This window comes from Lentimicrobiaceae bacterium, from assembly GCA_028697555.1.
In the GTDB taxonomy this organism is placed as follows: Bacteria; Bacteroidota; Bacteroidia; order Bacteroidales; family UBA4417; genus UBA4417.
The window spans coordinates 25,007-49,205 of sequence record JAQVEX010000010.1 but is presented as its reverse complement, the minus strand read 5'-3'; the positions used below and the strand labels follow the sequence as shown (position 1 = coordinate 49,205).

Below are 24,199 nucleotides of genomic sequence, written 5' to 3'. Positions count from 1 at the left end.
CTGTACTATGAGTAGTATCGGCATCGTTTATTGTATAAGTATCGTTAGCACAAATAGCTGCATTTACTCCTGCAAAAGCCGTAGGTAATGGATGTACTACAACTTGCTTACTTTCGGGAGCAGGTAGAGTACAGCCGTTAGCATCGTTGTAGTTGACATAAACATTATGAACGCCCGGGGTAGTCCATTCAATAGTAACTTGGTCGGTATCTTCACCCGAAATAATTGTTCCCCCTCCGTCAATTGTCCATAAGTAGTTGGTCATTCCTGTTTCTGTTGTGTATGTGTATTGTTCATTAACACAACAAGGTGTAGTTCCTGTGATACTGATGACAGGTAGGGGATTTACTGTTATTATGACAGAATCGGGTTCAGCGCCGAAGCAACTTATAGGATTAAGTGTTTGATAATTAACACTCAGAGTGTAAGTGCCTGGGTTGGTGAAGTTAATAGTAATAAACTCGTCGTTAAATCCTCCACCGCCAATAATATCAGCACTTGGACTTATATCCCACGTATAATTTATAAAACCTGCTTGTGTTGTAAAATTATGAGTGGAATTTACACATAAATTATTTTCTCCTGTAATACTAGGTGTTGGTAATGGAACAGCATTAACAATGGCATTTCCTGAAGTAGTTCCCGGGCATAATAAATTACTGACAGACCCAACCTCATAAACACCATCTTGCTTAACCCAAAACGAATAAGTAGGTTCATTATAGTTACTAACAGTGTTGATAATAGTACCGTTTCTTGAATATGAAAAAGTGTAAGGTGGAGCACTGGTAAAGTTTATAGTAATTTTTGTAGAATCAATTCCATTTTGGCAAATATTTCCGCCTCCGCTTATTGTGGCAGTTGGACACACGGCTGTGGGGCTAGTGTATGTTTGTTCTAGCGCACAATCTAAGGCTTCAGTAAAAAAAGCATTTACCGTATGTTGTTGTCCATCGCAAGGAATACCGCTAATAGTATATGGCATAGGACTAGTAAAGGGTGGATAAAGAATAGTACCCTTGCTTGCGTTAACATCCGTAATATTAAGAGTTCCTCCTTCGGGAGCATTAACAAATTCAACATTTCCGGTAAGGTTATATGTATTTGTATTTTCATCGCAAGCGCTGGGATTAGCAGTAACAGAAATAATACCGCATTGGTAAACTATGTTACAATTTGTATGCCCCGTGCCCATACTTTGCGAGAAAGTTATGGTTGCCGGTTGTTGGGAGTAGTTTGTAATAAGTAAAATATATATTTCGCCTGGTTGACCATTTTCTATGTCGCAATCTTCTGTCGGTGCCGGAGAATAGCTACAATCTTCCACATTAGCTCCAGTTAAACCGGTTTCGCAGCCTTCCATTAAAGTGTTAAAAGGTCCCCAACAGCAAAAATCAACATCACGTCCTACAGGCGGGTCTCCTACCGACCATTGTTCAATATGTATAGTAATATCTCCCGGTTCGTCAAATTGCATGTAGAACCATGCAGGAGCAGGTCGGCTATTCAAACAGTCGTAGTTAGGGTATCCATTTACAGGTACTGTTGCCGTACCACTAGTTCCAGAGGGAAACGAATATTGTTCATCGGAACATGCCACATCGGCGGTTTCGCAGCCAATTTCTTCTCTTGTCCTATCAAGATTATTTATGTTGTATATGTCGCTTTCGCAAAATGCAGGGCTTTTGTCTTTATAAAGATGCAGATAGGTTACGGCATTAACTACTATGTTGGTTATTTGTTCGGCAGAAGCAAGACTTGGATTGTATTGAGTATAAAATATAATATTATCATCGTCGGTATTATAGTCGTTCGAAACAAAAATCTTTTTTTTGTTTAAATAGTTGATAATAAACTGCTTATCATCAGGTTCGATTATCGAAAAATCAATAGAAAAATAATTGGTACTACCTTCTGAGTACAAAAAATTAACTACGGGAATATCGTCGGGATTAATGTCAAATTTGGTCTTCTGTGATATTAACGTGTTGGATAACGTCATCAAAAATAAAAATATAAAAAATTTATAAAAATGAGTTTCTGTACGTTTTATTAATGTAATTAGTGTTTTTTGTACCATGATTTAACTAAAGTTTTGTTGTGATAGCCGATTTGAGTTTTTAGTTATCATTTGAATAGCTAAGCAAATCAATTAAATGTATGGTTTTAATATTTGAATTTTTATTAGCAATAGCAGAGTCGAGATATTCAATAATGTGAGTATCGGTAGTAACCACATATTCTACATTAAGTTTCGATGCCTTTTCAATATAATCTTCGGCAGTTTTAAGACGGATAAAATCGAATTTGGGCATTAAAAAACTTTCGTAAAAGCTGGGAGTTTCATTTTTATCAACATCTACTATGGTAATGCCTCTAACAAGATTAAGCACTGTGAAAATACTGTTTTGATTCATCATTAATGGGTTGAAGAATGAAATTCTATGATTAAAAACTGCGTTAAGCGAGGATATTCTTAAGATTTGTGTCAGAAATTCAGAAAATTCAAACAAGTTATCTTTAAGTTTGTGATACTTGTTGTGGAAAGATGAATTGTAAAACATTTCGTCGAAATAGTTTCTGACGTGATAAACAGCTGAGTAACACGGAGATACAACGTGTCTGTCAGTGTCAAAATCATCGATAAACTTCTGACCAATAAGTTTTGCATCGTCCCAATTACCGTTGTTAAAAACATTTTCGCCCATATCGGTTTGTTCAGGATTGTAATGGGTAACCACATTAAATCTGTTTAATATGTTTACCATATTTAAGCCTGTGTTGGGACTTATTTGGTCGATATACGCAGGTATAAAAATATCAACTTCCATAAAATATTATATAGTCAACTTCCAAAAGTACTCAATTTCTACGATTAACAGAGTTTTTTAACTATAAAAAATTATTATTCATTGTTAGTGGTAGTTTATTTTATGATTAATATTTCATTGTTTTCTGAATGTCAGGTAATTTTCTTTTCGCAAAAGGAATGACAGAAGAATAATTTTTATGCAAAATAACTATCTTTGCAGAAAAATTGTATTGGGTAGAATAGTAGCAATAGATTACGGTCAGAAACGGACAGGAATAGCAGTAAGCGATGAGACAAAGACTTATGCTTTTCCGCTCGATACTGTTCCTACAGCAAGCGTGTTTGATTTTTTGGACAAGTACATCAAAGAAAATGCTGTAGAATGTATAGTTGTCGGGTTGCCTAAGGATATGCAAAACCAACTTTCCGAATCGGCGCGATTTACCGAGCCATTTGTGAAAAAGTTGAGTAAAACCTATCCGAATATACCAATTGTTAGGATTGACGAGAGGTTTACATCAAAAATGGCAACACAAGCTATAATTTCGTCGGGAGCGAAGAAAAAAAAACGCAGCGACAAGGCATTGGTTGATACAGTAAGCGCTACTATAATACTACAATCGTATTTACAAACAATAGAATTGCAAGAAAAACAGAAATGATATTACCAATAGTTGCATACGGACATAAGAATTTGAGGGCAAAGAGCATTGATATTTCACCCGATTACCCCCAATTATCAGAGCTTATAGAAAACATGTGGGAAACCATGTATGAGTCGTCGGGTGTAGGGTTGGCGGCTCCGCAAATTAATAAATCGATACGTTTGTTTATAGTTGATGCTACTTATTATCAGGATGAGAAACCCGAAGCAGTCGATTTCAAGAAAGTATTTATTAATGCCGAAATATTAGAGCGTTTTGGCGAGGATGTCGCATTTACAGAGGAATGTTTGAGTGTTCCTGATATTCACGAAGAAGTGATTAGGAAAGAAAAAATTAGAATACGTTATTTAGACGAAAATTTTGAACCTCACGAAGAAATTCTTGAAGGGATTGTAGCTCGCATTGTTCAGCACGAATACGATCACTTAGAAGGAGTGCTATTTGTCGATAAAATTCACCCTTTGCGAAAGATTATGAATAAAAAGAAATTGTCGGATATACAAAAAGGCATTACCGAAGCTAATTATAAAATGATTTTTGCAAACAAAAAGAAATAACCACAAATAACTATATAACTTTAAAAACAAACACTTATGAAAGCATTAAGAATTACAATTTTATTACTTCTGACCTTATCGGTTTTTACGGCTTGTTTTAACAATAAAGCCAAGTTACAAAACAGAATTCAGCAAAATGAAAGCAGATTAAGTCAACCTGGTTTGCCCGATACCACAGCTATAAATAAATTGATTGTCGATTACGAACAATTTGCAAAAAAATATCCGAGCGACACTCTTTCGCCCGAATATTTGTATAGGGCTGCTTCGTGGGCTAACAGCATAGGTAAGGCTTTTAAGTCTATTGAAATTTACAATAAAATATTATCGGATTATCCCGACTGGGAAAAAATTCCCGAAACCATTTTTACTCTAGGTTTCACTTATGATAATTATTTAAACGATTACGTTTCGGCAAATAAAACGTACAACCAATTTTTGGCAACATATCCCGACCATGAATTGGCAAAAGATGTGGAAGGATTGTTATATTACTTAGGCAAATCGCCGGAGGAAATGATTTTGGATTTTGAAAGGAAGAACCAAGATACAACTGATAATTAGCTTTTGGCTAATAGCCAAGGGCTAACGGCTACTCACAATCAATCAGAACATAAAAAAAGCTGACTTGAGTATAAGGTCAGCTTTTTTGTATTTTTAAACTTGTACCTACATCCAGCGTTTTCGCTTAAAAAGCAGAATAAATGCTATAGAAATAAATAGCATAATGGATAGTAGTAACCAAAACGAATTTTTTAAACCGGCAAAAGGCAAATTGACGTTCATGCCGTACAAACTCGCAACGAAAGTTAAGGGAAGTAAAATTGAAGAAATAAGTGTAAGAGCTTTCATAATCTCGTTGGTTCTGTTTGTCTGCAACGAATCAAAGGTTTTTGATAAGCCTTCAATCAACTCTTCGTAATCTTCAATCATATCCCACATTTTTTGGTAGTAGTCCAAAATATTACCCCAATAGTCTTCCATGTTTTCGGCAAAACCTTCAATATGACCTGATTCAAAGCCTTGGAAAAGACGAATTTGTGGTTTAAAAATTGTGTTAAGCTGTATCATATTTCTGCGGGTAACAGAAATTCTTTCAATAGTTTTATCGGCATTTTTGCTAAACAGTTCTCTGTTTATCAAATCCAACTCAATTCCCATTTTGCTAATCAGCTGATAGGTCTCGTGCATGAGTCTTTCAATAATTTTGTAAAGCAATGAGTCGGAAGTACCGGCTTGTAGCAATTCGTATGGGTCGTTTTGTTGCATAACATTGTCAAACAGTGAACTAACAACCCAATGAGATTTGCCTATTGTGATGATATAATCTTCGCCCCAAAAAATTTTGACTTCTTTGGTTTTAAGCAAGCGTTTAAATCTGTCGTAATTTGGAAAATGCAAAATTAAAAAGTAATAGTCGTCGTAAACGTCTATTTTCGGACGCTGATTTCTGCTCTTACAGTCTTCAATATCCAATGGGTGAAAGTGGAAATTATCTTTCAAAAATTCCAAATCTTCATCGCTAGGATCTTGAATATGAAGCCATCTAAGAGTTCCTATTTTTAACGTTTGTAGCATTACTTTTTAACTTTAAACTCTTTTTACGCTACAAAAATAATGCTTTTTGTTAAATAATCAGATTTATTTTTAATCTAATTAATTACAAAAATGCTACATTATTTATTTGCAATTTTTGCCCAAGAATCTCTGAGAGGTACGGTTCTGTTAAAGACTAATTTGTTCTCCGACGAATCTTTATCAACGCAGAAGTATCCTATTCGTTCAAACTGAAATCTATCGCCCGGAAGAGCATCTTTTAAGCTGGGTTCGACAAAAGCGGTAACTTTTTTAAGCGAATCCGGATTTACGTTATACAAAAATGTTTCTCCTTCGGGGTGGTCATTAGGATTTTCTTTGAGGAACAATCTGTCGTACAGTCTGACTTCAGCTTCTACTGCGTCTTCAGCCGATACCCAATGTAAAGTCCCTTTAACTCTTTTATTACTGTTTGGCATACCGCTTCTTGTATCGGGTTGATAATCGCAATGAATAGCAATAATGTTGCCGTTTTCGTCTTTTTCAACCGAAGTACAATTAACTATATACGAGAATTTTAGTCTAACTTCGCCGCCGGGTTTAAGTCTGAAAAACTTTTTGGGCGGGTCTTCCATAAAATCATCTCTTTCGATATAAATTTCTTTGGTAAAAGTAAGTTTGCGTTTGCCGGCTGTCTCGTCTTCGGGGTTGTTGACTGCTTCCACTTCTTCGCGGTAGCCGTCGGGAAGATTATCTATAATCAGTTTTATAGGATCAAGAACCGCCATTACCCTGTTTGAAGTTTTATTCAAATCTTCGCGCAAGCAAAATTCCAAAAGCGAATAATCGATGGTTTGGTCTCTTTTGGCAACACCAATAATATCGGCAAAGTTGCGAATAGCGGCAGGAGTGTAACCGCGTCTTCTTAAACCGCTTATAGTAGGCATTCTGGGGTCGTCCCAACCTTCAACATAATTGTTTTCTACCAATTGCAACAAGCGGCGTTTGCTCATAACCGTATAAGTTAGATTAAGACGCGCAAATTCAATTTGTCGTGGTCTGTAATCGCCTTCAACAATCTGGTCTAGATACCAATCGTATAGTGGTCGGTGGACTTCAAACTCCAATGTACAAATACTATGTGTAATGCCTTCTAAAAAGTCGCTCTGACCGTGAGCGTAGTCGTACATAGGATATATACACCATTTATCTCCGGTGCGGTGATGATGAGCGTGAAGAATACGATACATTATAGGGTCGCGCATTAGCATATTGGGGTGAGCCATATCTATTTTTGCTCTCAAAACTCTTTCACCTTCTTTAAACTCTCCATTCTTCATTCGGGTGAAAAGGTCTAGGTTTTCTTCTACACTTCTATCTCTGTACGGACTGTTTTTTCCTGGTGTTGTGATAGTTCCCCTGTATTCGCTTATCTGTTCGTTATTCAAATCATCGACGTAAGCTTTGCCTTCTTTAATGAATTTGATAGCCCATTCGTAAAGTTGGTCGAAATAATCGGAAGCGTAATAAAGCCGATCTTCCCAATCAAAGCCAAGCCAGTGTACATCTTCCATTATTCCGTCAACGTACTCAACGTCTTCTTTTGTCGGATTTGTATCGTCGAAACGCAAATTGGTAACACCACCATATTTTTGTGCTGTGCCAAAATTTAAGCAAATGCTTTTTGCATGTCCAATATGCAGGTGTCCGTTAGGTTCCGGCGGAAAACGAGTATGAACTCTTCCTTCGTTTTTACCTTCAGCCAACTCTTCTTCTATAATTTGATGAATAAAGTTAGTCGGAGTATTTTCTAAATTATCAATGTTTTCAGTATTGTTGCTCATAACTATGTGAATTATTGAGTACAAAGATAAATTATTTTTGCAATCAGCAAATAATCCCGAAGTTTCGGGAGTGGTCGGTGATTGGTGGTGGGTGAATGGTGTCTTGAAGTTTCGGGATGTTGCGTGGTACGAGTTACGAGTTGCGGGTTACGTGGCAATTAGTAATTATAAATTGTTCATTACTCCCGAAGTTTCGTGGATAATTGTACATTGCTCATTGCCACCCATCACTCATCACCTATCACAAAAAGCCATCAGCCAACGGCTAAAAGCTAATAGCCAACAGCTAACACAAATTTTCCCACCCTATTTTCAATTATTACAAAAATATTAACTTTGGAAGCCAATAAAAACGGTTTGTTTATGATTACAGAAAATCAAATGCTCGACATATTATTTGAAGAGGTGGTACCTGCCGAAGGCTGCACCGAACCTATAGCTTTGGCATACATAGGAGCAAAAGTAAGAGAAATTTTGGGAACTATTCCTAACAAAGTACAGATACATGTTTCAGGAAACATAATAAAGAATGTAAAAAGTGTGATTATCCCCAACAGTGGCGGTATGATTGGGATTGAATCTGCGGTGGCATTAGGTGTAGTAGCCGGCGATTCTTCAAAAGAGCTTATGGTTATCAGCGAACTTAACGACGATGATATTGAAAAGACCAAACAATTTATGAAAGAAGCTGATATTAGAATTATTCACGAACCAACCGATATTAAATTGTATTTTCTGATAAAAGCTCAAAGCGACACTGATGATGCTTCTGTCGAAGTAAAACATATACACACAAACATAACCAAGATTGAAAGAAACGGCGAAATATTACTAAAACAACCTTGCAACGATTCCGATTTTAATTCGCCTGTTAAAGACAGAGAGAAACTGACATTAAAAGCTATATACGATGTAGCTCAAAGCGTTGAATTAAGCAAAATCGAACCGCTTTTTGATAAAGTAATAAAAATGAATTCGGCTATTGCCGACGAAGGTTTAAAAGGGACTTACGGAATAAATATTGGTCAGATAATTAGAGAAAACATAAAAAACGGCATATACGGCGACGATGCTAGAAACAACGCAGCTAGCTACGCAGCAGCAGGAGCAGATGCACGTATGAGCGGCTGTCCGCTACCCGTTATGACAGCTAGTGGCAGTGGCAATCAAGGGATAACTGCGTCGTTGGCTTTAATCGAATATGCCAGATATACAAATTCTAGCAAAGAGAATTTAATAAGAGCTTTATTTTTCTCGCATATGGCTACAGTCCATATCAAAACCAATGTCGGACGTCTTTCTGCGTACTGCGGTGTTGTTTGTGCAGCCGCCGCTTTTTCGGGAGCTTTGTGCCTAATTCAAGATAAATCGTTTGAAGTAGTTTCTCATGCAATAACCAATACATTGGGCGACATTTCAGGTATTATTTGCGATGGAGCAAAAGCTTCCTGTGCAAAGAAAATAGCTACAAGCATGTATGCAGCTTTTGACGGAGCTATGCTTGCTTGTGCTGGCAGATACCTACACGGAGGAGACGGAATTATTGACGACGACGTTGAAAAAACTTTGATGAACATTCGTACTCTGTCGCAATCGGGTATGAAAATTACCGACGAAGTTATTATAGATATCATGAGTAATAACAGTAACAGAAGATAATTCAATAATATTAATTCCATGGGGAACTCTGAACATAAAGCAGGTTTTGTAAATATTATTGGTCTGCCTAATGCCGGAAAATCGACTTTACTTAATGCTTTGATGGGCGAAAAAATGGCAATCATCACGCCTAAGCCACAAACAACCCGACATCGTATTATAGGTATATTAAACGAAGACAACTATCAAATAGTTTTTTCAGATACTCCCGGAATAGTGAAGCCACACAATAAACTTCACGAAAAAATGATGTCGTTTGTAAGAGGTTCCTTGCAAGATGCCGATATTTTCATTTATCTCATCGATTTTTTTAATCAAGAAATTGACGAAGAAATAATTGAAAAAATAAAAGAGCTAAAAAGACCGCTATTTATTGCTATCAACAAGATTGATAAAGCCGATGCTAACGAAGTTGGGCAATACAAAAATAAACTGACAAGCGATTTCCCGTGTGCTTTTGTTGAAACAATTTCGGCAAAAGATGAAATAGGCACAGCCGAACTAATCGAGAAAATTGTTGAGTTATTGCCGCATCACGCAGCTTTTTATCCCAAAGATGATAGTTTGAGCGACAGGTCGATGAGGTTTTTTGTTTCGGAAATAATTCGAGAAAAAATATTCTTAAACTACCGCGACGAAATCCCATACGCCACCGAAGTCTTTATTGAAAACTATGTAGAAAAAGAAGATATAGTCGTCATTAATGCCGTTATTTTTGTCGAACGTGAGACTCAAAAAGCTATTCTGATTGGCAACAACGGTAAAGCCATCAAAAAAGTAGGTATAGAAAGCCGAAAAGACATAGAAGAATTTATCGGTAGTAAAGTTTTTTTGGAACTCGTTGTTAAAGTAAGCAAAAACTGGCGACAAGACGACCAGCAGTTGGATCGTTTTGGGTACAAAATAAATTAGTGATTGGTGAATGGTGGTTGGTGAATGGTGCGAGTTACGAGTTTCGGGGCAATTAATAATTAACAATTATAAATTAGTAATTGTACTAATTGCACTCCAAAGTTTCGGGGCTAATTGCCAACAAAGGTGCGTTAGCACCGCACAATTTATAGCATAAATTATACATGTTACACCAAAGGTGCGTAGCACCGAACCGTTGCTTCAGTTTTTCGATTCTTGATGGACTCAGAGACCTTTTCTACTCAAATCCCGTAGCCCAATCATAACTGTACAACCCCTGTAGCAACCTTTCTTGTTTTGCTTCTGACGAAAGTTCTTCGTATTCTCTCTTTTCCTTTAAGATTTTCTCTTCTTTTGCGCGGCGCTCGTTTTCAACAATTTCTTCACATTTTTTCTTAATACCGGAGTATAAGAAATTGTAAGCTACCTGTGGGAACAATTCCAAAAGCAATTCTTCCTTTAAATCTTTTGCCAAAACTGCATTATTAAATTCCGGAAATGTCGGATTTTCCTGCTTGGTGTAGGTGCTTGGGTCGTAATCTTCTTCCTTGTAAACACCTGCAATTTTAAACCTAAATTCTTCGTCAATAGGAACAGGCGTTGCTCCATAACCACCTTTGACCAAATTTATAAATTGCACCGATTTAGTGGTATATTCAGGGTTTCTTTTAGTCTCGTCTATAGCACAATTAACTGCTTGTACTCCAACTATCTGACTTGTAGGCGTAACCAAAGGTGGACTTCCCGCATCCATTCTAACCTTAGGTATAAGTTCTATAGCTCGGTTTAGCTTGTCTTCCATTTTTAGCTGTTTTAGCTGAGCTATCATGTTTGAATACATACCACCGGGTATTTCGGCGACTTTTATTTTTTCGTCTGCTGGCGGATAACCAAACCAATGTTCGATTTGATGGCAAGTTTCAAGTAAACTTTCTGTATCGTCTTTTTTAGCTTCTTCAATTGCCTTATCAAACAAAGCATCTATTTCGGCAGGTAATTTATCGGATAATAAATCAAACTCTCTTGGGAATGATTTGTAATTGTCAAATTCTTTTAATTCAGTGCGAATTTCTCGCAAAATTGGAGCAATTTTCGAAACAGCCTCAAGATTAACATTAGTATCAATGCCTAATTTATCGCAGAATATTTGCACAATTTCAAAAGGAGGATTTGATGTGCCACCGGCAAAACAACCAATGTCGGTATCAAGTATATCAACTCCGTTGACAATAGCCATCAATGCTGAGGCAACTCCGTATCCGGGTGTGCAATGCGTATGCAAATCGATGGGAACATCTACATTTTCTTTTAAAAGTTTAACCAATTTGCCGGCAATATCAGGTTTTATCAGTCCTGCCATATCTTTTATGGTAATAATATCGGCACCCATCAGTTCCAATTCTTTTGCTTTAGCTAAAAAATATTCTAAGGTAAATACCTTTTCGGGCTCGCGATAGAGATTGAAAAAACATCTGAATTTATTTTTTCTGCACGGTTTTGAATCAACTGTATAAACCAAAGCACAATCGGCGATGGCATTATATTTTTTAACGTATTCTATTGTCGATTTAACATTATTGAAATCGTTAAGAGCATCGAAAATTCTCATAATCGAGATTCCATTCTCAATAGATAGTTTGCAAAAACCTTCAATAACGCTGTCGGGGTATGGGCTGTAGCCAAACAAGTTTCTACCCCTTGAAAGTGCCGTTAGTTTGGTTTTTTCGCCAACGGCATCGTTAATTTTGTTCAAGCGAGTCCACGGACTTTCGTTCAAATAACGCATAACGGAATCGGGTACGGCTCCACCCCATACTTCCATTGCGTAAAAATTAGCTTCGTTAAATAAAGGCAGAACTCTGTCCACCTGCGATTGGGTCATTCGTGTTGCAAACAACGACTGTTGTCCGTCTCTGAGGGTTAAATCTCTGATTAATATACTTTTCTTATGCATAATTTATTAAGGCTGTTTCAAATATCTAAATCGTTACAAATATCAAACCAGACTAACGGAGTTTTGGTTATTTATTTTACAAAATTACAAGTATTTTGAAATAAAAAAATCATACGTAAAGGTTTATTCACCAAAAAGCAAAAAAAGACTTACTTTTGCAAATAAAAAAACATGAACTTTATTGAAGAACTCGAATGGCGAGGCATGATACATACTGTAATGCCGGGGACAGAAGAACAGTTACAGAAAGAGATGACATCAGCCTATGTAGGAATTGACCCGACGGCAGACTCGCTACATATTGGGCACTTGGTAAGTGTGATGATGCTCCTTCATTTTCAGCGTGCAGGACATAAACCTATCGCATTGGTGGGCGGTGCTACAGGTATGATTGGCGACCCATCGATGAAGTCGGCTGAGAGAAACTTGCTGGCTGAGGATACACTTCGACACAATGAAGAATGCATCAAAGCGCAATTGGCTAAATTCCTTGATTTTGAAAGCGAAGCACCGAACGCTGCTGAACTTGTAAACAATTACGATTGGATGAAGGATTATTCATTTTTGGGCTTTATCCGTGACATAGGTAAGCATATTACCGTAAACTACATGATGGCGAAAGATTCGGTGAAAAAACGTTTGAGCGGTGAGGCAACCGAAGGCATGTCATTTACCGAGTTTTCTTATCAACTTATACAAGGCTATGACTTTTTGCATCTCTATGAGACCAAAAACTGTAAACTTCAAATGGGCGGTTCCGACCAGTGGGGAAATATTACTACCGGAACGGAACTTATCCGCAGAAAAGTTGGAGGAGAGGCATTTGCACTAGTTTGTCCGCTTATTACCAAAGCCGACGGCGGAAAATTCGGGAAAACCGAAACAGGAAATGTTTGGTTAGACCCCGAAAAAACATCGCCTTACAAGTTTTACCAGTTTTGGTTAAATACTTCCGACGAAGATGCTACAAAATATATCAGAATTTTCACACTTCTTGATCAGGAGCAGATTCTAGATTTGGAAAAACAGCATAATGAAGCTCCGCATATGCGTTTGTTGCAAAAAGAATTGGCGAAAGATATTACTATTAGAGTTCATGGAGAAGATGCTTACAATACAGCTGTCGAGGCATCGGAAATATTATTCGGCAAAGCCAACGAAGAAGTGTTGTTTAAGTTAGATGAACAAACTTTATTATCGGTATTTGAAGGCGTTCCACAGTTTACAATATCAAAGCAAACCCTTGATGCTACAATAGGTGTGTTAGATTTGTTGGCAACTGAGACTTCAATATTTGCATCGAAAGGAGAGGCACGCCGAATGATTAAAGACGGAGGTGTTTCGATTAACAAACACAAAGTTGAAGAATCAGAAATTATCGACAACAAATATCTTCTTAACAACAAATATATTTTAGTCCAAAAAGGCAAAAAAAATTACTACTTAATTCTTATTTCATAAACAAAAAACAATATGCTACCAAACGAAGATACATTCAGAAAAATAATATCACATTGCAAAGAATATGGTTTTGTATTTCAGTCGAGCGAAATATATGATGGTTTAAGTGCCGTGTACGACTACGGACAAAACGGTGTTGAGCTGAAAAACAACATAAAAAAATATTGGTGGGACAGCATGGTGCTGCTAAACGAAAACGTTGTAGGTATTGATGCTGCAATATTTATGCATCCAACTACATGGAAGGCGTCGGGACACGTCGATGCTTTTAACGACCCGATGATTGACAACAAAGACAGCAAGAAAAGATACCGTGCCGATGTTTTGATAGAAGACCTTATCGATAAAATTAACGATAAAATCGATAAAGAAGTAGTAAAAGCTGCCAAACGTTTTGGCGACAGCTTCGACGAAAAAATGTTCAGGCAAACCAATCAGCGAGTTATTGATAATCAGAATAAGATAGATGAGATTAACAGCCGTATGGTTAAAGCTCTTGAAGAGAATGACCTTGACGAGTTGAAGCAAATAATCGTTGATTACGAAATTGTTTGTCCTGTTAGCGGTTCGAGGAATTGGACAGATGTCAGACAATTTAATCTTATGTTCAGCACCGATATGGGTTCTACGGCTGAAGGCACAACCAAAGTGTATTTGAGACCCGAAACTGCACAAGGAATTTTTGTAAATTATCTGAATGTACAGAAAACCGGTCGTATGAGAATACCTTTCGGTATTGCTCAAATTGGTAAGGCTTTCAGGAATGAAATTGTTGCCAGACAGTTTATTTTCCGTATGAGGGAGTTTGAACAAATGGAAATGCAATTCTTTGTCAGACCCGGCGAGGAAATGAAGTGGTTTGAATATTGGAAAGAGTTCAGAATGCGTTGGCACAAAGCACTAGGATTTGGTGACGAAAACTATCGTTACCACGACCACGAAAAATTGGCACACTACGCCAATGCTGCAACTGATATTGAGTACAGAATGCCTTTCGGTTTTAAAGAAGTTGAAGGTATTCATTCACGCACCGACTTTGACCTTGCAAGTCATGAAAAATATTCTGGGAAAAACATTAAATATTTTGACTCAGAGATTAACCAATCGTACGTACCGTACGTTGTTGAAACATCAATTGGTTTGGACAGAACTTTCTTAGCCATTATGTCGGCAGCATATACCGAAGAAGAAGTTGACGGAGAAATGAGAGTTGTGCTTAAAATTCCGCCTGCATTGGCTCCTAACAAAGTAGCTGTTCTTCCACTTGTCAGAAAAGACGGATTACCCGAAATAGCCGAAAAAGTTGTTAATTTGCTCAAATTCGACTTTAAAACCGATTACGACGAAAAAGATTCCATAGGTAAACGCTATCGCCGACAAGATGCCATCGGAACACCCTATTGCGTAACTATCGACCATCAAACTATTGACGATAATAAAGTTACCATTCGCGATAGAGACACTATGCAGCAAGAACGAGTTAGTATTGACGAATTACCCGAAATTATCGACAAGAAAGTTAGTATGAAGAACTTGTTTAGGCAAATAGTGATGTAGTTAGCGTTGCGGGTTACGGGTTGCGTGGTGCGGGGGAGTTTCGAGTTCCGAGTTTTGTCCCGAAGTTTCGGGAGAGTTTCAGCGACTTTGTTAAGCTGTTTTTGCAATAAATTAACTTCGCTTATTATATAATCAATAATCTTTCGTGAGAAGAAATAACAATAAGAAAAGTCATTTTCTAAAAAAGAAATGTCAGCCTTGACTTTTTGGTTCTTTTGTGTCAAGACAAAAGAACATAAATAAAGATAGAAAATATTAAAGCAAAATATTTAAACACGTTCTGTAAAATCACGCGAGCGATGGTTTCAAAACGTTAAATTATGTCAAAACAAAGCTTTCTTGTTTTCAATATTAAATTAATATTAATTTTGATGAAAATTAATAATGCAATTTAATTGTGTTCATTGTATTTAGGTACTTGTTATACTGAAACACCTTGTAGCAAATAATTATAAAAAAACTATAAATAAATTATTAACTTTAAATTTTGTTACTATGAAAAATGGATTCAAAATAAGGATTGTACTTACTTCATTTCTATTGATTTTGTTGAGCAGAAATATTAGTGCTCAAAGTACCGAAAGTTATAATACTTTCAGGATTTCTCCACTCGGTTTATCATATGCTTATGAAATGAAAATGAAACAAAAATCTACCTTAATTTATGAGTTAGGTGCTTCTATCGGTTACTTAAAAAATAACGAAGTAAATTTTCACGTTACACCCTACGTGAACATTGAGCCACGCTACTATTATAATATAGATAAAAGGAATTTAAAGAATAAAAAAACGATGTTAAATTCGGCTAATTATATTAGTACTTCCTTTATAGCTACTTATAGTCAAATGTCAAAAGATGATAAATCACTCAATATTGGAATACTACCAAAATGGGGTCTTAGAAGACCTATTTCAAATGTTTTTTTCTATGGAGCTGATGTAGGGGGTTTGTTTTACTACGATTTTTATGATAAAGATAATAAATTTAGAGTAAGTCCATATCTTAATGTTAAAATAGGTGTTACTTTTTAATAGTAAATGTATTTTAATGTTTTGATATAATTATTATTTAGGTAAATATCAACAAAAGAGCTGTCTTAATACAAGGCGGCTCTTTTTTCATTGTTGGCTAGCATCGTAAAGCATGTGGTAATCAGCAATTTTGTTGAGCTGTTTTATAGTAAATAAAACTAAATTTAACATACGCTTTGCGAAATCATGCGAGTGATGTATCAATTTCACAACTATTAACCCGCAACCCGCACCACGCAACCCGTAACGCCGAAGGCTAAGAGCCACTCCTAAAATAACTACAAACCAACTCAGCTCTATGCGCTCCAACAACTTCTGCTAATTGCTCTTGCGTTGCTTTTTTTACACCTTCTACCGAACCGAAATGTTTGAGCAAATTTTTCGCTGAGGTTTCGCCTATTCCTTTTATTTGAGTTAGTTCCGTTTTAATAGTGCCTTTCTCTCTCAAATTGCGATGAAAACTCACTCCAAACCTGTGAGCTTCATCTCTCAGATGCTGAATTATTTTAAGTGTTTCCGATTTTTTATCAATGTACATTGGTAGCGAATCGTTGGGGTAATAAATTTCTTCCAATTTCTCAGCAATACTAATGATAGGTATTTTTTTATGCAAATCTAATTTCTCCAAACTTGCCATAGCCGACGATAGCTGACCTTTTCCACCATCAACAATGATAAGCTGCGGCAAATCCGATTTTTCGTCTAAAAGTCTCTTATATCTGCGATATATCACTTCTTGCATAGATGCAAAATCGTTGGCACCTTTAACAGTTTTTATGTGAAAATGTCTATACTGATCCTTAGCCGGCTTTCCGTTGATAAAAACCGACATGGCAGCTACCGGATAAGCACCCTGAATATTTGAATTGTCAAAACACTCAATTCTGACAGGCAAATTAGGCAAACGCAAATCTTGTTGAAGCTGTTTAAGTATTCTGGCGGTATGTTTATTGGGGTCAACTCTTTCTGTTTGCTTGTGCCTTTCAAGTTTGTACATAATTGCATTTCGTTCCGAAAGCTCTAACAACTTTTTGTTATTTCCCGCCTGCGGAACTATGTACGTAGCGTTAGGCAACTTAGTTTCCGGCAAAAACGGTACAATAATATGTTTGGTTTCGGAAGAAAATCGCTGACGAATATCAGTAATTGCCATTTCTAAAAGAAATTCCTTGGATTCGTCCAACCTTTTTCTAAGCTCAATGGTATGCGACTGTACAATGGCACCGTACATGACCTTAATAAAATTCACATAAGCCGAATTTATATCTTCGGTAAACGAAAAAACATCGAAATTGTTTAGTTTGTCGCTTACTATCAGCGATTTGCTTTGGTAACGAGCCAAAATATCAATCTTTTCTTTTACTTCTTGTGCCTTCTCGAACTCATATTGTTCCGAATACTGTGCCATCAGCTTGTACAGATTGTTTTTGACTTCCACAAAATTGCCTTTCAAAATGTTTTTAATTTCGTTTATGGAATTCATATAATCTTCTTCGCTTTGCTCACCAATACAAGGACCTTCGCAATTGTTAATATGATATTCTAAACAAACCTTGTAGTTTTTATTTTTTATGGCACGTTCCGATAAATTCAGCTTGCACGAACGCAATTTGTACAACTTTCTAATAAGCTCCAACAGCGTATTCATCATGCGTACCGATGCATACGGACCAAAATACGAAGAGCCGTCGTTTATATGATGCCTTGTTGATAAAACCCTTGGGAATGGTTCGTTTTTTATAACAATCCACGGATAGGTTTTATCATCTTTTAGTTGAATGTTGTATCTGGGTTTGTATTTCTTTATCAGGTTGTTTTCCAACAATAATGCATCGAACTCGGTATCGACGACGATATATTTGATATCTGCAATTTTACTGACTAACAATTTAGTTTTTGCCGATAACTTGTCGTCGTCTCTGAAATAAGAACTTACGCGTTTTTTTATATCAATCGCTTTACCTATGTATATAATTTTTCCGGCTTTGTTAAAAAACTGGTACACGCCCGGCTTGTTAGGCAAAAAAGAGGTCTTGTTTTTTATTGTTTCAAAATTATCCGACATGAGCAACTATCTGAAAACAATGTTATTTATCGTTTTTTATTCCTAATGATGTTATAGGAATTAAAGGACCATTTACAGTTGAAAGATTTACTCCTTCCGATTTATCGGTAATATAACCTACCGATACAAATTCGGGTATTGTTCTAATTTTCTCGTAATCGTTTATATTAACGGTGAACAATAGTTCAAAATCTTCCCCACCGTTGAGAGCGGCGGTAGAGTACGTTATATTAAATTCTTCGGCAGTAGAGATGGTTTGGACATCTATTGGCAATTTGTTTTCGTAAATAACGGCACCCTTATCGGAGATTGAACAAATTTTCAGCAGGTTGGTAGCCAAACAGTCTTTTATACAAGCCATAGAAGTAGGAACGATATTATTTTTACGCAAAACTTCAATAACGTCAGTTCTTGGCTCGGGTTTTAGCTGACGCTCCAATATGTAGTCGTAGCCCTGCAAATCGGGTTGCATGTTTTCGTTTGCCTTAAAAACTGCTTTTTCTCTTTCCAAAACTAATAAACCCATAAATGCACCGCCTACATCGCCGCTAACGCAAACAATATCGTATTCATTTGCTCCGATTTTGTAAATATTTTCGATTTTGTTGGTTCCAAAAGTAGTTGTAGAAATAATTAATCCAACCGATGAAGAATTTAACTGATTGCCCGATAAGCTGACTTTGTAGCGCTTACAAGCATTGCTTGCACCTTTGTAAATTTGGTTTAATGCTTCGACGGAAAATCTGTTGGAAATCGAAATATTTATGTTTATGTGCGTAGGTAATATATTTTTTGCAATTATTTGCGATATGCTCGCTACCACAGCTTTATAACCTAAATGCTGCAAAGGATAGTAAGTCAAATCAAAATCAACGCCTTCAATCATATTGCAGGTCGAAACGCCAATTGCAGTATTATCGAGTTGAAAAATTTGCACACTATCAGACGGATTGGAAACGCAAATGCTTTTCTCAACGTCAAATAAGCTATTCAGGTTATTTAATAATTCTGCCTTACTTATATCCGACAATTCTGTTCTTTCTGTAAAATTTTGCTCCATTGTATAAATTATTATTTTTGTAAAATTACATTTTTTGTACTTTTATAACAATTATTTAACACAACAATCAAATTTAAAATGAAAGAAACCTTATTAAACCGCTTTATTAAATACGTAAAAATTGACACTCAAAGTGATCCTGAATCGCAGAGTTATCCGAGCACTGATAAGCAATTCGACTTGTTAAATTTGTTAGTCGATGAGCTAAAAGAAATAGGAATGCAAGATGTGCAAATAGATGAAAAAGGTTACGTAACTGCAACTTTACCTTCCAATTCGGATAAAAAAAATATTCCAACTGTAGCTTTTATTGCTCACGTTGATACAAGTTTTGAAATGAGCGGTACAAACGTAAATCCGCAAATTATAAATAATTACGACGGGAAAGATATTATTTTGGACGAAAATTATTCGCTTCCTGTAAGTGATTTCCCCGAACTTGAAAACTATGTAGGAAAAACTATAATTACAAGCGATGGAAAAACCTTGCTCGGTGCCGACGACAAAGCCGGTGTAGCCGAAATAGTTACGGCTATGCAATATCTGATAAATAATCCCGACATTAAACACGGCGATATTAAAGTTGCTTTTACACCTGATGAGGAAATCGGCAAAGGTGTTGATTATTTCGACGTAGAAAAATTCGCAGCCGATTATGCTTATACTCTCGATGGAGGAGGTGTTGGAGAGTTAGAATTTGAAAACTTTAATGCAGCTTCGGCTAATTTTACCGTAAAAGGAAAAAATATTCATACCGGATATGCAAAAAACAAAATGATAAATGCCTCCATTATTATTACTGAAATTAATAATATGCTTCCGGCAAATCAGCGACCAGAACATACGCAAGATTACGAAGGTTTTTATCATTTGCACGGCATGAAAGGTAATGTTGAGGAAGCTACAGCCGACTATTTAATTAGGAATCACGATATTAAAGAGTTTGAAAAGCAAAAGCAATATCTTAGCGATATAGCCGAATTTTTAAATAAAAAATATGGCGAGCAAACTGTAACGCTTACCATTACCGATTCGTATTTTAATATGAGAAGTAAAATTGAGCCGGTATATCACATAATAGAAATTGCCAAAGAAGCTATCAGACAGGCGGGAGTTGAACCTATTGTAAAACCTATCAGAGGAGGTACCGATGGAGCCAGACTGAGTTATATGGGACTTCCTTGTCCTAATATATTTGCAGGCGGACACAATTTCCACAGCCGATTTGAGTACGTTCCGTTAGAATCGATGGAAAAAGCCACTCAAGTTGTTATTAACATTGTGAAATTGTTTGAACAAAAACATTAGAACTTAAATTATTAAAGCAAAAATTATAAAGTAATGAAAATAGCGGTTTTTGCAGGGTCGTTTGATCCGGTTACAAGAGGACACGAGTCGATTGTCCGCAGAGCTTTGCCTTTTTTTGATAAGATTGTCGTAGCGATAGGAACAAATTCGGACAAAAAAAATTATTTCAACTTAGACGACCGATTAAATTGGCTCAAACAAGTCTTTGCCGACGTTGATAAAGTTGAAGTAAGACATTATTCAGGCTTAACTGTAGATTTTTGTGATGAAATAGGAGCAAAATATTTGATAAGAGGCTTACGAACATCGGCAGATTTTGAATTTGAGCGAGGCGTAGCGCAAGTCAATTATAGGCTGAAGCCGGAAATAGAAACAATATTTTTGCTAACACTTCCCGAACACGTTATGATAACGTCGTCGATAGTGAGAGAAGTTCACTACTTTGGTGGAGATGTTTCACTATTTATTCCAAAACAAATTTCTATTCCGCCGCGGCAGTAAAAAAGCTAAAGTGAACTTTTCCGTAGCGTCTTTCGTCGAAAAAATTTTGGGAGTCGTTGAATTTCTTGTATCTATCGTGTTCAATTATAAGAAAGCCTTCGGGTTTTAATAGTGAATTTCTGAAAACCAAATCAACAACTTCGCCAACGTTTGGACAATCGTATGGTGGGTCGGCGAAAATGATGTCGTATTTCATTTTTAAGTTCTGTAAATACTTAAAAACATCGGCACGAACAACGTAAGCGTTGTTGTAATTAAGTTCGGCAACTACTTTTTTAATATATGCTATGCAGTTCTGATTTTTTTCAACCGAAGTAACGGATATTGCGCCTCTTGATGCAAATTCAAATGTAATATTACCTGTACCGGCAAACAAATCTAAAACGCTTATGGCTTCAAAATCCACATGATTGTTCAAAATATTAAACAAACTTTCTTTTGCCAAGTCGGTTGTAGGACGCACAGGCAAATTATTAGGCGGATGCAGAATTTTCCCTTTATTTTTCCCTAAAATTATTCGCATAATGTCGATTGTAAAAGGATATAATACTTTGACTTATCAACCTCCGAACTGATATTTGATATACTTTTTTCGTAACTGTCGAAAAGATTTACATTGCTTATGTATTGTCTCAACAAATTCAGCAAGTCGTTTTTAATCGTGCTTGTTAAAGCAATATTGTATTCCAAGTGGCTGTAACCCAATTGCTCAACAACAAACAGAATATAATATAAAATATCTTCGTTGGTTTTATAACTAAAAGTATTGTAAAACGAAACGTTGTTTTTTTCGATAAAGGCAATTTCTATAAAATTATAATTGATATTTACGAAAAAAACATCATCGGTTTGTACGTTACCCGACAACAACGACTTTAAAAAAACATAATTTGTGGTGTAGATATTGGGGTTTTCGTATAAATCGTAAGCATACGAAACACAAACATTATCAACCAACCCAATAATATTAAGCACGTTGGGTATCAGAGTGTTTGAAACTTTATGTTTTTCGGAGCTATTGCTTATCAGCAGATTAAAACTTAAATCAATCAAATTGTCGTCCTCAAACTCCAAAGGAAACAATTGCACATGTTGAGTTTCAAAAAAAACATTAACCTTTGAGTATGAGTAGTTAAGATATTTATTAGTGGCAAAAATATCGTTTAATGCTTGATTTTCATTGGGTTGAAGAACATTGTTTTTATCAGTTTCAAAATTGTAGGAAGACAATACCAAAATATCCTTACTAAAAGCATCGCTAATAGCAAAAGAAAATCCATCCTGCCTGAACAGGATGGATAATTTATATTTTAACGATAATCCTGAATTAAATTCTGGACTTTCGTACATAAGACTACAGTCCATCTTTATCATTTCTAAGAAATTATTCCCAGTTACCGTCGGTAGAAGCCTCGGTCATTGAACCGACTTTTAATCCCGGATATTTGTTTTTTAGTTCAACTTCAGCTTTTCTGTTAACAACAAGCTGTTGGTTCATATCATGGGTGTATGCTTCCATAGGAGCTAGGGCTTCGAAAACCGAAACTGAAAGACCACCTCTGTTGATAGAGCCTGCAGTTAAAGTAAATTTCTCATTTTGCGAATAAGGTATCATTTCCAATAAATGCAATTCTTCAATCTTATAATTTTTCGAATACAAAGAATCGTAAATACTTATAAACCCGATTGTGTCAATTATAGTACGGGTAAATGTCGTATCGTTTGGATCGGGTACCATTTTAACCTCAGGAATTTGACCAACTTTAATAAAGTTTATCAAAGTGTCGAAACTGCCTGTAAAGCGGTCATTTTGAGTACGATACAGGTTTTCTGCTGTCCTAATATCTTTCAATCTTTCTATAATAACAGCTCTACGTTTGTTAATTTCGTTTTCAAATTTTATAGGCGTATTTACACTTCTGAAAACTAAAACTGCAAGTGCTACTATAACGACAGCCAATATTACTTTTACAAATGTCTTATTCATACTTAAATATTTTTTACAGTATTTGTTTATTTTTACAACTTCATTTGCAAATGTATAACTTTTTGCTTAATAAATACTGTTTATCAATAAATTTTTTACAAATAAATTTTATTAACATTCTGATAAAATTATATTAATTTTTAATTTCATATAGGTTGCATCCACATTTTGGAATAGTTATTGATAAAAAAGTTATAAATAAATTATACATTTGCAAAAAATCAAATAATTCAAATAAAAAAAATCATAAAATGAAAAAAATCTTATCAGTAGTTATTATTACATTATTAAGTTTTGTTTGGGTAAACGGATTAAATGCTCAAACGTTAGAAGAAGCGGCAACAAAATACAATGCTGCAGCCGAATTATCAAAAACAGATTTATCGGGAGCTTACGAACAATTAAAGGATGTTTACCAAATGTGTCGGACCATTGGTAGCGAAGCCGACGAGTTGAAATCAATTGTTGTAAAATTACTCCCAACATGGAAGTACAACGTTGCCAACAACTATGTTAGAGAAAAAGATTATGCTTCGGCTATAAATCAATTTGCCGAGTTGGCAAACGACACAATTTTAAATGCCGACGCCGACCTTAAAGAAAAGGCTGTCAACCAATTGGTAAAATTGTTATTTGTTCAGGGTAATTCCCAATTTAGAAGCGACCAAAATGAAGAGGCTATAAAAACTTTCGATAAGGCTCTTGAGTACGACAGCACTTACGCAGTGGCATATTTGATGAAAGGACAAGCATATAGAAAAATTAATGACGAAGCCAATATGATGGTATCGTACGAGAATGCCAAGAAATTTGCAGAAATTACAGGTGATGAAAAAACCTTAGATAATGCCAATTTACTTATTTCGGCAACCTATCTCTCCGAAGCAAACAGTGCGTACAAAGACAATGACTACACAACTGCTTACGAAAAAAGTAAAGTCGCAGCAGAAGTTAAAAACGACAATGTTGAGGCTTTTTACATGCTTGCAATCAGCAGCAACTTACTAAATAAATATGATGATGCAATAAGCGCAGCACAAAGAGGTGCAGAATTGTCAGGCGAAGAATTAAGTAAAACCGCTCGTTTTAATTTTGAACTCGCAAAAGCTTACGAAGCTAAAGGAGATACTAACAATGCTTGCAGTTTTTATAAAAAATCATTCTACGGACCTTTTGAAGAAGCTGCTAAGCATAAAGTTAACATTGAATTAAAATGTAACTAAGCTTTAACAATAATATAGTACAAAAAAGCTGTCCTTATGAGACAGCTTTTTTTGTTTGTGGAATGT

21 protein-coding genes are annotated in these 24,199 nt (G+C 36.0%); 11 read left to right on the top strand and 10 right to left on the bottom strand.

Annotated features, from left to right (window positions below):
* Together PHP31_02680 and PHP31_02675 are read right to left on the bottom strand one after the other, a co-directional pair.
* Positions 1 to 2,002, bottom strand: a 2,002-nt coding sequence (locus PHP31_02680; GenBank protein MDD3738184.1) for a hypothetical protein, incomplete at its 3' end; no start/stop codon positions are given.
* 118 nt (positions 2,003 to 2,120) lie between these two features.
* Positions 2,121 to 2,831, bottom strand: a complete 711-nt coding sequence (locus PHP31_02675) for a hypothetical protein (GenBank protein MDD3738183.1) — start codon at positions 2,829 to 2,831, stop codon at positions 2,121 to 2,123.
* Between the two features lie 211 nt (positions 2,832 to 3,042).
* Between PHP31_02675 and ruvX the strand changes: the two genes are divergently transcribed.
* Genes ruvX through PHP31_02660 form a run of 3 tightly spaced genes read left to right on the top strand, consistent with a single transcriptional unit; the run spans position 3,043 to position 4,598 of the window.
* Positions 3,043 to 3,474, top strand: a complete 432-nt coding sequence (gene ruvX, locus PHP31_02670; GenBank protein MDD3738182.1) for a Holliday junction resolvase RuvX — start codon at positions 3,043 to 3,045, stop codon at positions 3,472 to 3,474.
* Positions 3,471 to 4,034, top strand: coding sequence for a peptide deformylase (gene def / locus PHP31_02665; protein ID MDD3738181.1), 564 nt, complete (start codon positions 3,471 to 3,473; stop codon positions 4,032 to 4,034). The genes ruvX and def overlap by 4 nt, the downstream gene beginning before the upstream one ends.
* Before the next feature lie 36 nt (positions 4,035 to 4,070).
* Positions 4,071 to 4,598: a tetratricopeptide repeat protein gene (locus PHP31_02660; GenBank protein ID MDD3738180.1), complete on the top strand. Its 528-nt coding sequence runs from the start codon at positions 4,071 to 4,073 to the stop codon at positions 4,596 to 4,598.
* Between the two features lie 105 nt (positions 4,599 to 4,703).
* Here the strand turns inward: PHP31_02660 and PHP31_02655 are convergent, their stop codons facing one another.
* Positions 4,704 to 5,612, bottom strand: a complete 909-nt coding sequence (locus tag PHP31_02655) for a magnesium transporter CorA family protein (protein MDD3738179.1) — start codon at positions 5,610 to 5,612, stop codon at positions 4,704 to 4,706.
* 98 nt (positions 5,613 to 5,710) lie between these two features.
* Positions 5,711 to 7,414, bottom strand: a complete 1,704-nt coding sequence (locus PHP31_02650) for a glutamine--tRNA ligase/YqeY domain fusion protein (protein MDD3738178.1) — start codon at positions 7,412 to 7,414, stop codon at positions 5,711 to 5,713.
* Positions 7,415 to 7,777: 363 nt separating this feature from the next.
* Here PHP31_02650 and PHP31_02645 point away from each other — a divergent pair, with 363 nt between their 5' ends.
* Both PHP31_02645 and era read left to right on the top strand, forming a co-directional pair.
* On the top strand, positions 7,778 to 9,073 hold the full coding sequence (locus tag PHP31_02645) for an L-serine ammonia-lyase, iron-sulfur-dependent, subunit alpha (protein ID MDD3738177.1): 1,296 nt from the start codon (positions 7,778 to 7,780) through the stop codon (positions 9,071 to 9,073).
* 18 nt (positions 9,074 to 9,091) lie between these two features.
* Positions 9,092 to 9,985 carry a GTPase Era gene (era, locus tag PHP31_02640; GenBank protein MDD3738176.1) on the top strand — a complete coding sequence of 298 codons (894 nt, stop codon included), beginning with the start codon at positions 9,092 to 9,094 and terminating at the stop codon, positions 9,983 to 9,985.
* A 238-nt stretch (positions 9,986 to 10,223) separates the two neighbouring features.
* Here the strand turns inward: era and PHP31_02635 are convergent, their stop codons facing one another.
* Entirely contained in the window at positions 10,224 to 11,939 is a 1,716-nt protein-coding gene (locus PHP31_02635; protein ID MDD3738175.1) for a carboxylase, read from the bottom strand.
* Positions 11,940 to 12,110: 171 nt separating this feature from the next.
* Between PHP31_02635 and tyrS the strand changes: the two genes are divergently transcribed.
* From tyrS to PHP31_02620, 3 genes are all read left to right on the top strand, one after another.
* Complete coding sequence (gene tyrS, locus PHP31_02630; GenBank protein MDD3738174.1) at positions 12,111 to 13,400, top strand: tyrosine--tRNA ligase; 1,290 nt, start codon at positions 12,111 to 12,113, stop codon at positions 13,398 to 13,400.
* 12 nt (positions 13,401 to 13,412) lie between these two features.
* Positions 13,413 to 14,957 carry a glycine--tRNA ligase gene (locus PHP31_02625; protein ID MDD3738173.1) on the top strand — a complete coding sequence of 515 codons (1,545 nt, stop codon included), beginning with the start codon at positions 13,413 to 13,415 and terminating at the stop codon, positions 14,955 to 14,957.
* Between the two features lie 495 nt (positions 14,958 to 15,452).
* On the top strand, positions 15,453 to 15,989 hold the full coding sequence (locus PHP31_02620) for a hypothetical protein (protein ID MDD3738172.1): 537 nt from the start codon (positions 15,453 to 15,455) through the stop codon (positions 15,987 to 15,989).
* A 256-nt stretch (positions 15,990 to 16,245) separates the two neighbouring features.
* Here PHP31_02620 and uvrC read toward each other — a convergent pair whose 3' ends face one another.
* Positions 16,246 to 18,054, bottom strand: a complete 1,809-nt coding sequence (gene uvrC, locus PHP31_02615; GenBank protein ID MDD3738171.1) for an excinuclease ABC subunit UvrC — start codon at positions 18,052 to 18,054, stop codon at positions 16,246 to 16,248.
* A gap of 22 nt (positions 18,055 to 18,076) precedes the next feature.
* On the bottom strand, positions 18,077 to 19,114 hold the full coding sequence (locus tag PHP31_02610; GenBank protein ID MDD3738170.1) for a thiamine-phosphate kinase: 1,038 nt from the start codon (positions 19,112 to 19,114) through the stop codon (positions 18,077 to 18,079).
* 78 nt (positions 19,115 to 19,192) lie between these two features.
* Here PHP31_02610 and pepT point away from each other — a divergent pair, with 78 nt between their 5' ends.
* Both pepT and coaD read left to right on the top strand, forming a co-directional pair.
* Complete coding sequence (gene pepT, locus PHP31_02605; GenBank protein MDD3738169.1) at positions 19,193 to 20,422, top strand: peptidase T; 1,230 nt, start codon at positions 19,193 to 19,195, stop codon at positions 20,420 to 20,422.
* Between the two features lie 33 nt (positions 20,423 to 20,455).
* On the top strand, positions 20,456 to 20,923 hold the full coding sequence (gene coaD / locus PHP31_02600; protein MDD3738168.1) for a pantetheine-phosphate adenylyltransferase: 468 nt from the start codon (positions 20,456 to 20,458) through the stop codon (positions 20,921 to 20,923).
* Here coaD and rsmD read toward each other — a convergent pair.
* The 3 genes from rsmD to PHP31_02585 are packed head-to-tail and all read right to left on the bottom strand — an operon-like array spanning position 20,904 to position 22,910.
* Complete coding sequence (gene rsmD, locus PHP31_02595; protein ID MDD3738167.1) at positions 20,904 to 21,446, bottom strand: 16S rRNA (guanine(966)-N(2))-methyltransferase RsmD; 543 nt, start codon at positions 21,444 to 21,446, stop codon at positions 20,904 to 20,906. The two genes, coaD and rsmD, sit on opposite strands and share 20 nt — an antisense overlap.
* Positions 21,437 to 22,297, bottom strand: coding sequence for a DUF3822 family protein (locus PHP31_02590; GenBank protein MDD3738166.1), 861 nt, complete (start codon positions 22,295 to 22,297; stop codon positions 21,437 to 21,439). Before PHP31_02590 ends, rsmD begins: the two co-directional genes overlap by 10 nt.
* 10 nt (positions 22,298 to 22,307) lie before the next feature.
* Positions 22,308 to 22,910 (bottom strand): hypothetical protein, encoded by a 603-nt coding sequence (locus tag PHP31_02585; protein ID MDD3738165.1) that lies wholly within the window; start codon positions 22,908 to 22,910, stop codon positions 22,308 to 22,310.
* A 251-nt stretch (positions 22,911 to 23,161) separates the two neighbouring features.
* On the opposite strand from PHP31_02585, the gene PHP31_02580 reads away from it, so the two are divergent.
* Positions 23,162 to 24,133 (top strand): hypothetical protein, encoded by a 972-nt coding sequence (locus tag PHP31_02580; protein MDD3738164.1) that lies wholly within the window; start codon positions 23,162 to 23,164, stop codon positions 24,131 to 24,133.
* The last annotated feature ends 66 nt before the right edge of the window (positions 24,134 to 24,199 follow it).

Coding starts and splice junctions, on each gene's coding strand:
- PHP31_02660 (MDD3738180.1), top strand. CDS start 4,071: ATGAAAGCATTAAGAATTACAATTTTATTACTTCTGACCTTATCGGTT.
- PHP31_02590 (MDD3738166.1), bottom strand. CDS start 22,297: ATGATAAAGATGGACTGTAGTCTTATGTACGAAAGTCCAGAATTTAAT.
- tyrS (MDD3738174.1), top strand. CDS start 12,111: ATGAACTTTATTGAAGAACTCGAATGGCGAGGCATGATACATACTGTA.
- uvrC (MDD3738171.1), bottom strand. CDS start 18,054: ATGTCGGATAATTTTGAAACAATAAAAAACAAGACCTCTTTTTTGCCT.
- rsmD (MDD3738167.1), bottom strand. CDS start 21,446: ATGCGAATAATTTTAGGGAAAAATAAAGGGAAAATTCTGCATCCGCCT.
- PHP31_02580 (MDD3738164.1), top strand. CDS start 23,162: ATGAAAAAAATCTTATCAGTAGTTATTATTACATTATTAAGTTTTGTT.
- PHP31_02675 (MDD3738183.1), bottom strand. CDS start 2,831: ATGGAAGTTGATATTTTTATACCTGCGTATATCGACCAAATAAGTCCC.
- def (MDD3738181.1), top strand. CDS start 3,471: ATGATATTACCAATAGTTGCATACGGACATAAGAATTTGAGGGCAAAG.
- PHP31_02635 (MDD3738175.1), bottom strand. CDS start 11,939: ATGCATAAGAAAAGTATATTAATCAGAGATTTAACCCTCAGAGACGGA.
- coaD (MDD3738168.1), top strand. CDS start 20,456: ATGAAAATAGCGGTTTTTGCAGGGTCGTTTGATCCGGTTACAAGAGGA.
- PHP31_02650 (MDD3738178.1), bottom strand. CDS start 7,414: ATGAGCAACAATACTGAAAACATTGATAATTTAGAAAATACTCCGACT.
- pepT (MDD3738169.1), top strand. CDS start 19,193: ATGAAAGAAACCTTATTAAACCGCTTTATTAAATACGTAAAAATTGAC.
- PHP31_02645 (MDD3738177.1), top strand. CDS start 7,778: ATGATTACAGAAAATCAAATGCTCGACATATTATTTGAAGAGGTGGTA.
- PHP31_02625 (MDD3738173.1), top strand. CDS start 13,413: ATGCTACCAAACGAAGATACATTCAGAAAAATAATATCACATTGCAAA.
- era (MDD3738176.1), top strand. CDS start 9,092: ATGGGGAACTCTGAACATAAAGCAGGTTTTGTAAATATTATTGGTCTG.
- PHP31_02655 (MDD3738179.1), bottom strand. CDS start 5,612: ATGCTACAAACGTTAAAAATAGGAACTCTTAGATGGCTTCATATTCAA.
- PHP31_02620 (MDD3738172.1), top strand. CDS start 15,453: ATGAAAAATGGATTCAAAATAAGGATTGTACTTACTTCATTTCTATTG.
- PHP31_02610 (MDD3738170.1), bottom strand. CDS start 19,114: ATGGAGCAAAATTTTACAGAAAGAACAGAATTGTCGGATATAAGTAAG.
- PHP31_02585 (MDD3738165.1), bottom strand. CDS start 22,910: ATGAATAAGACATTTGTAAAAGTAATATTGGCTGTCGTTATAGTAGCA.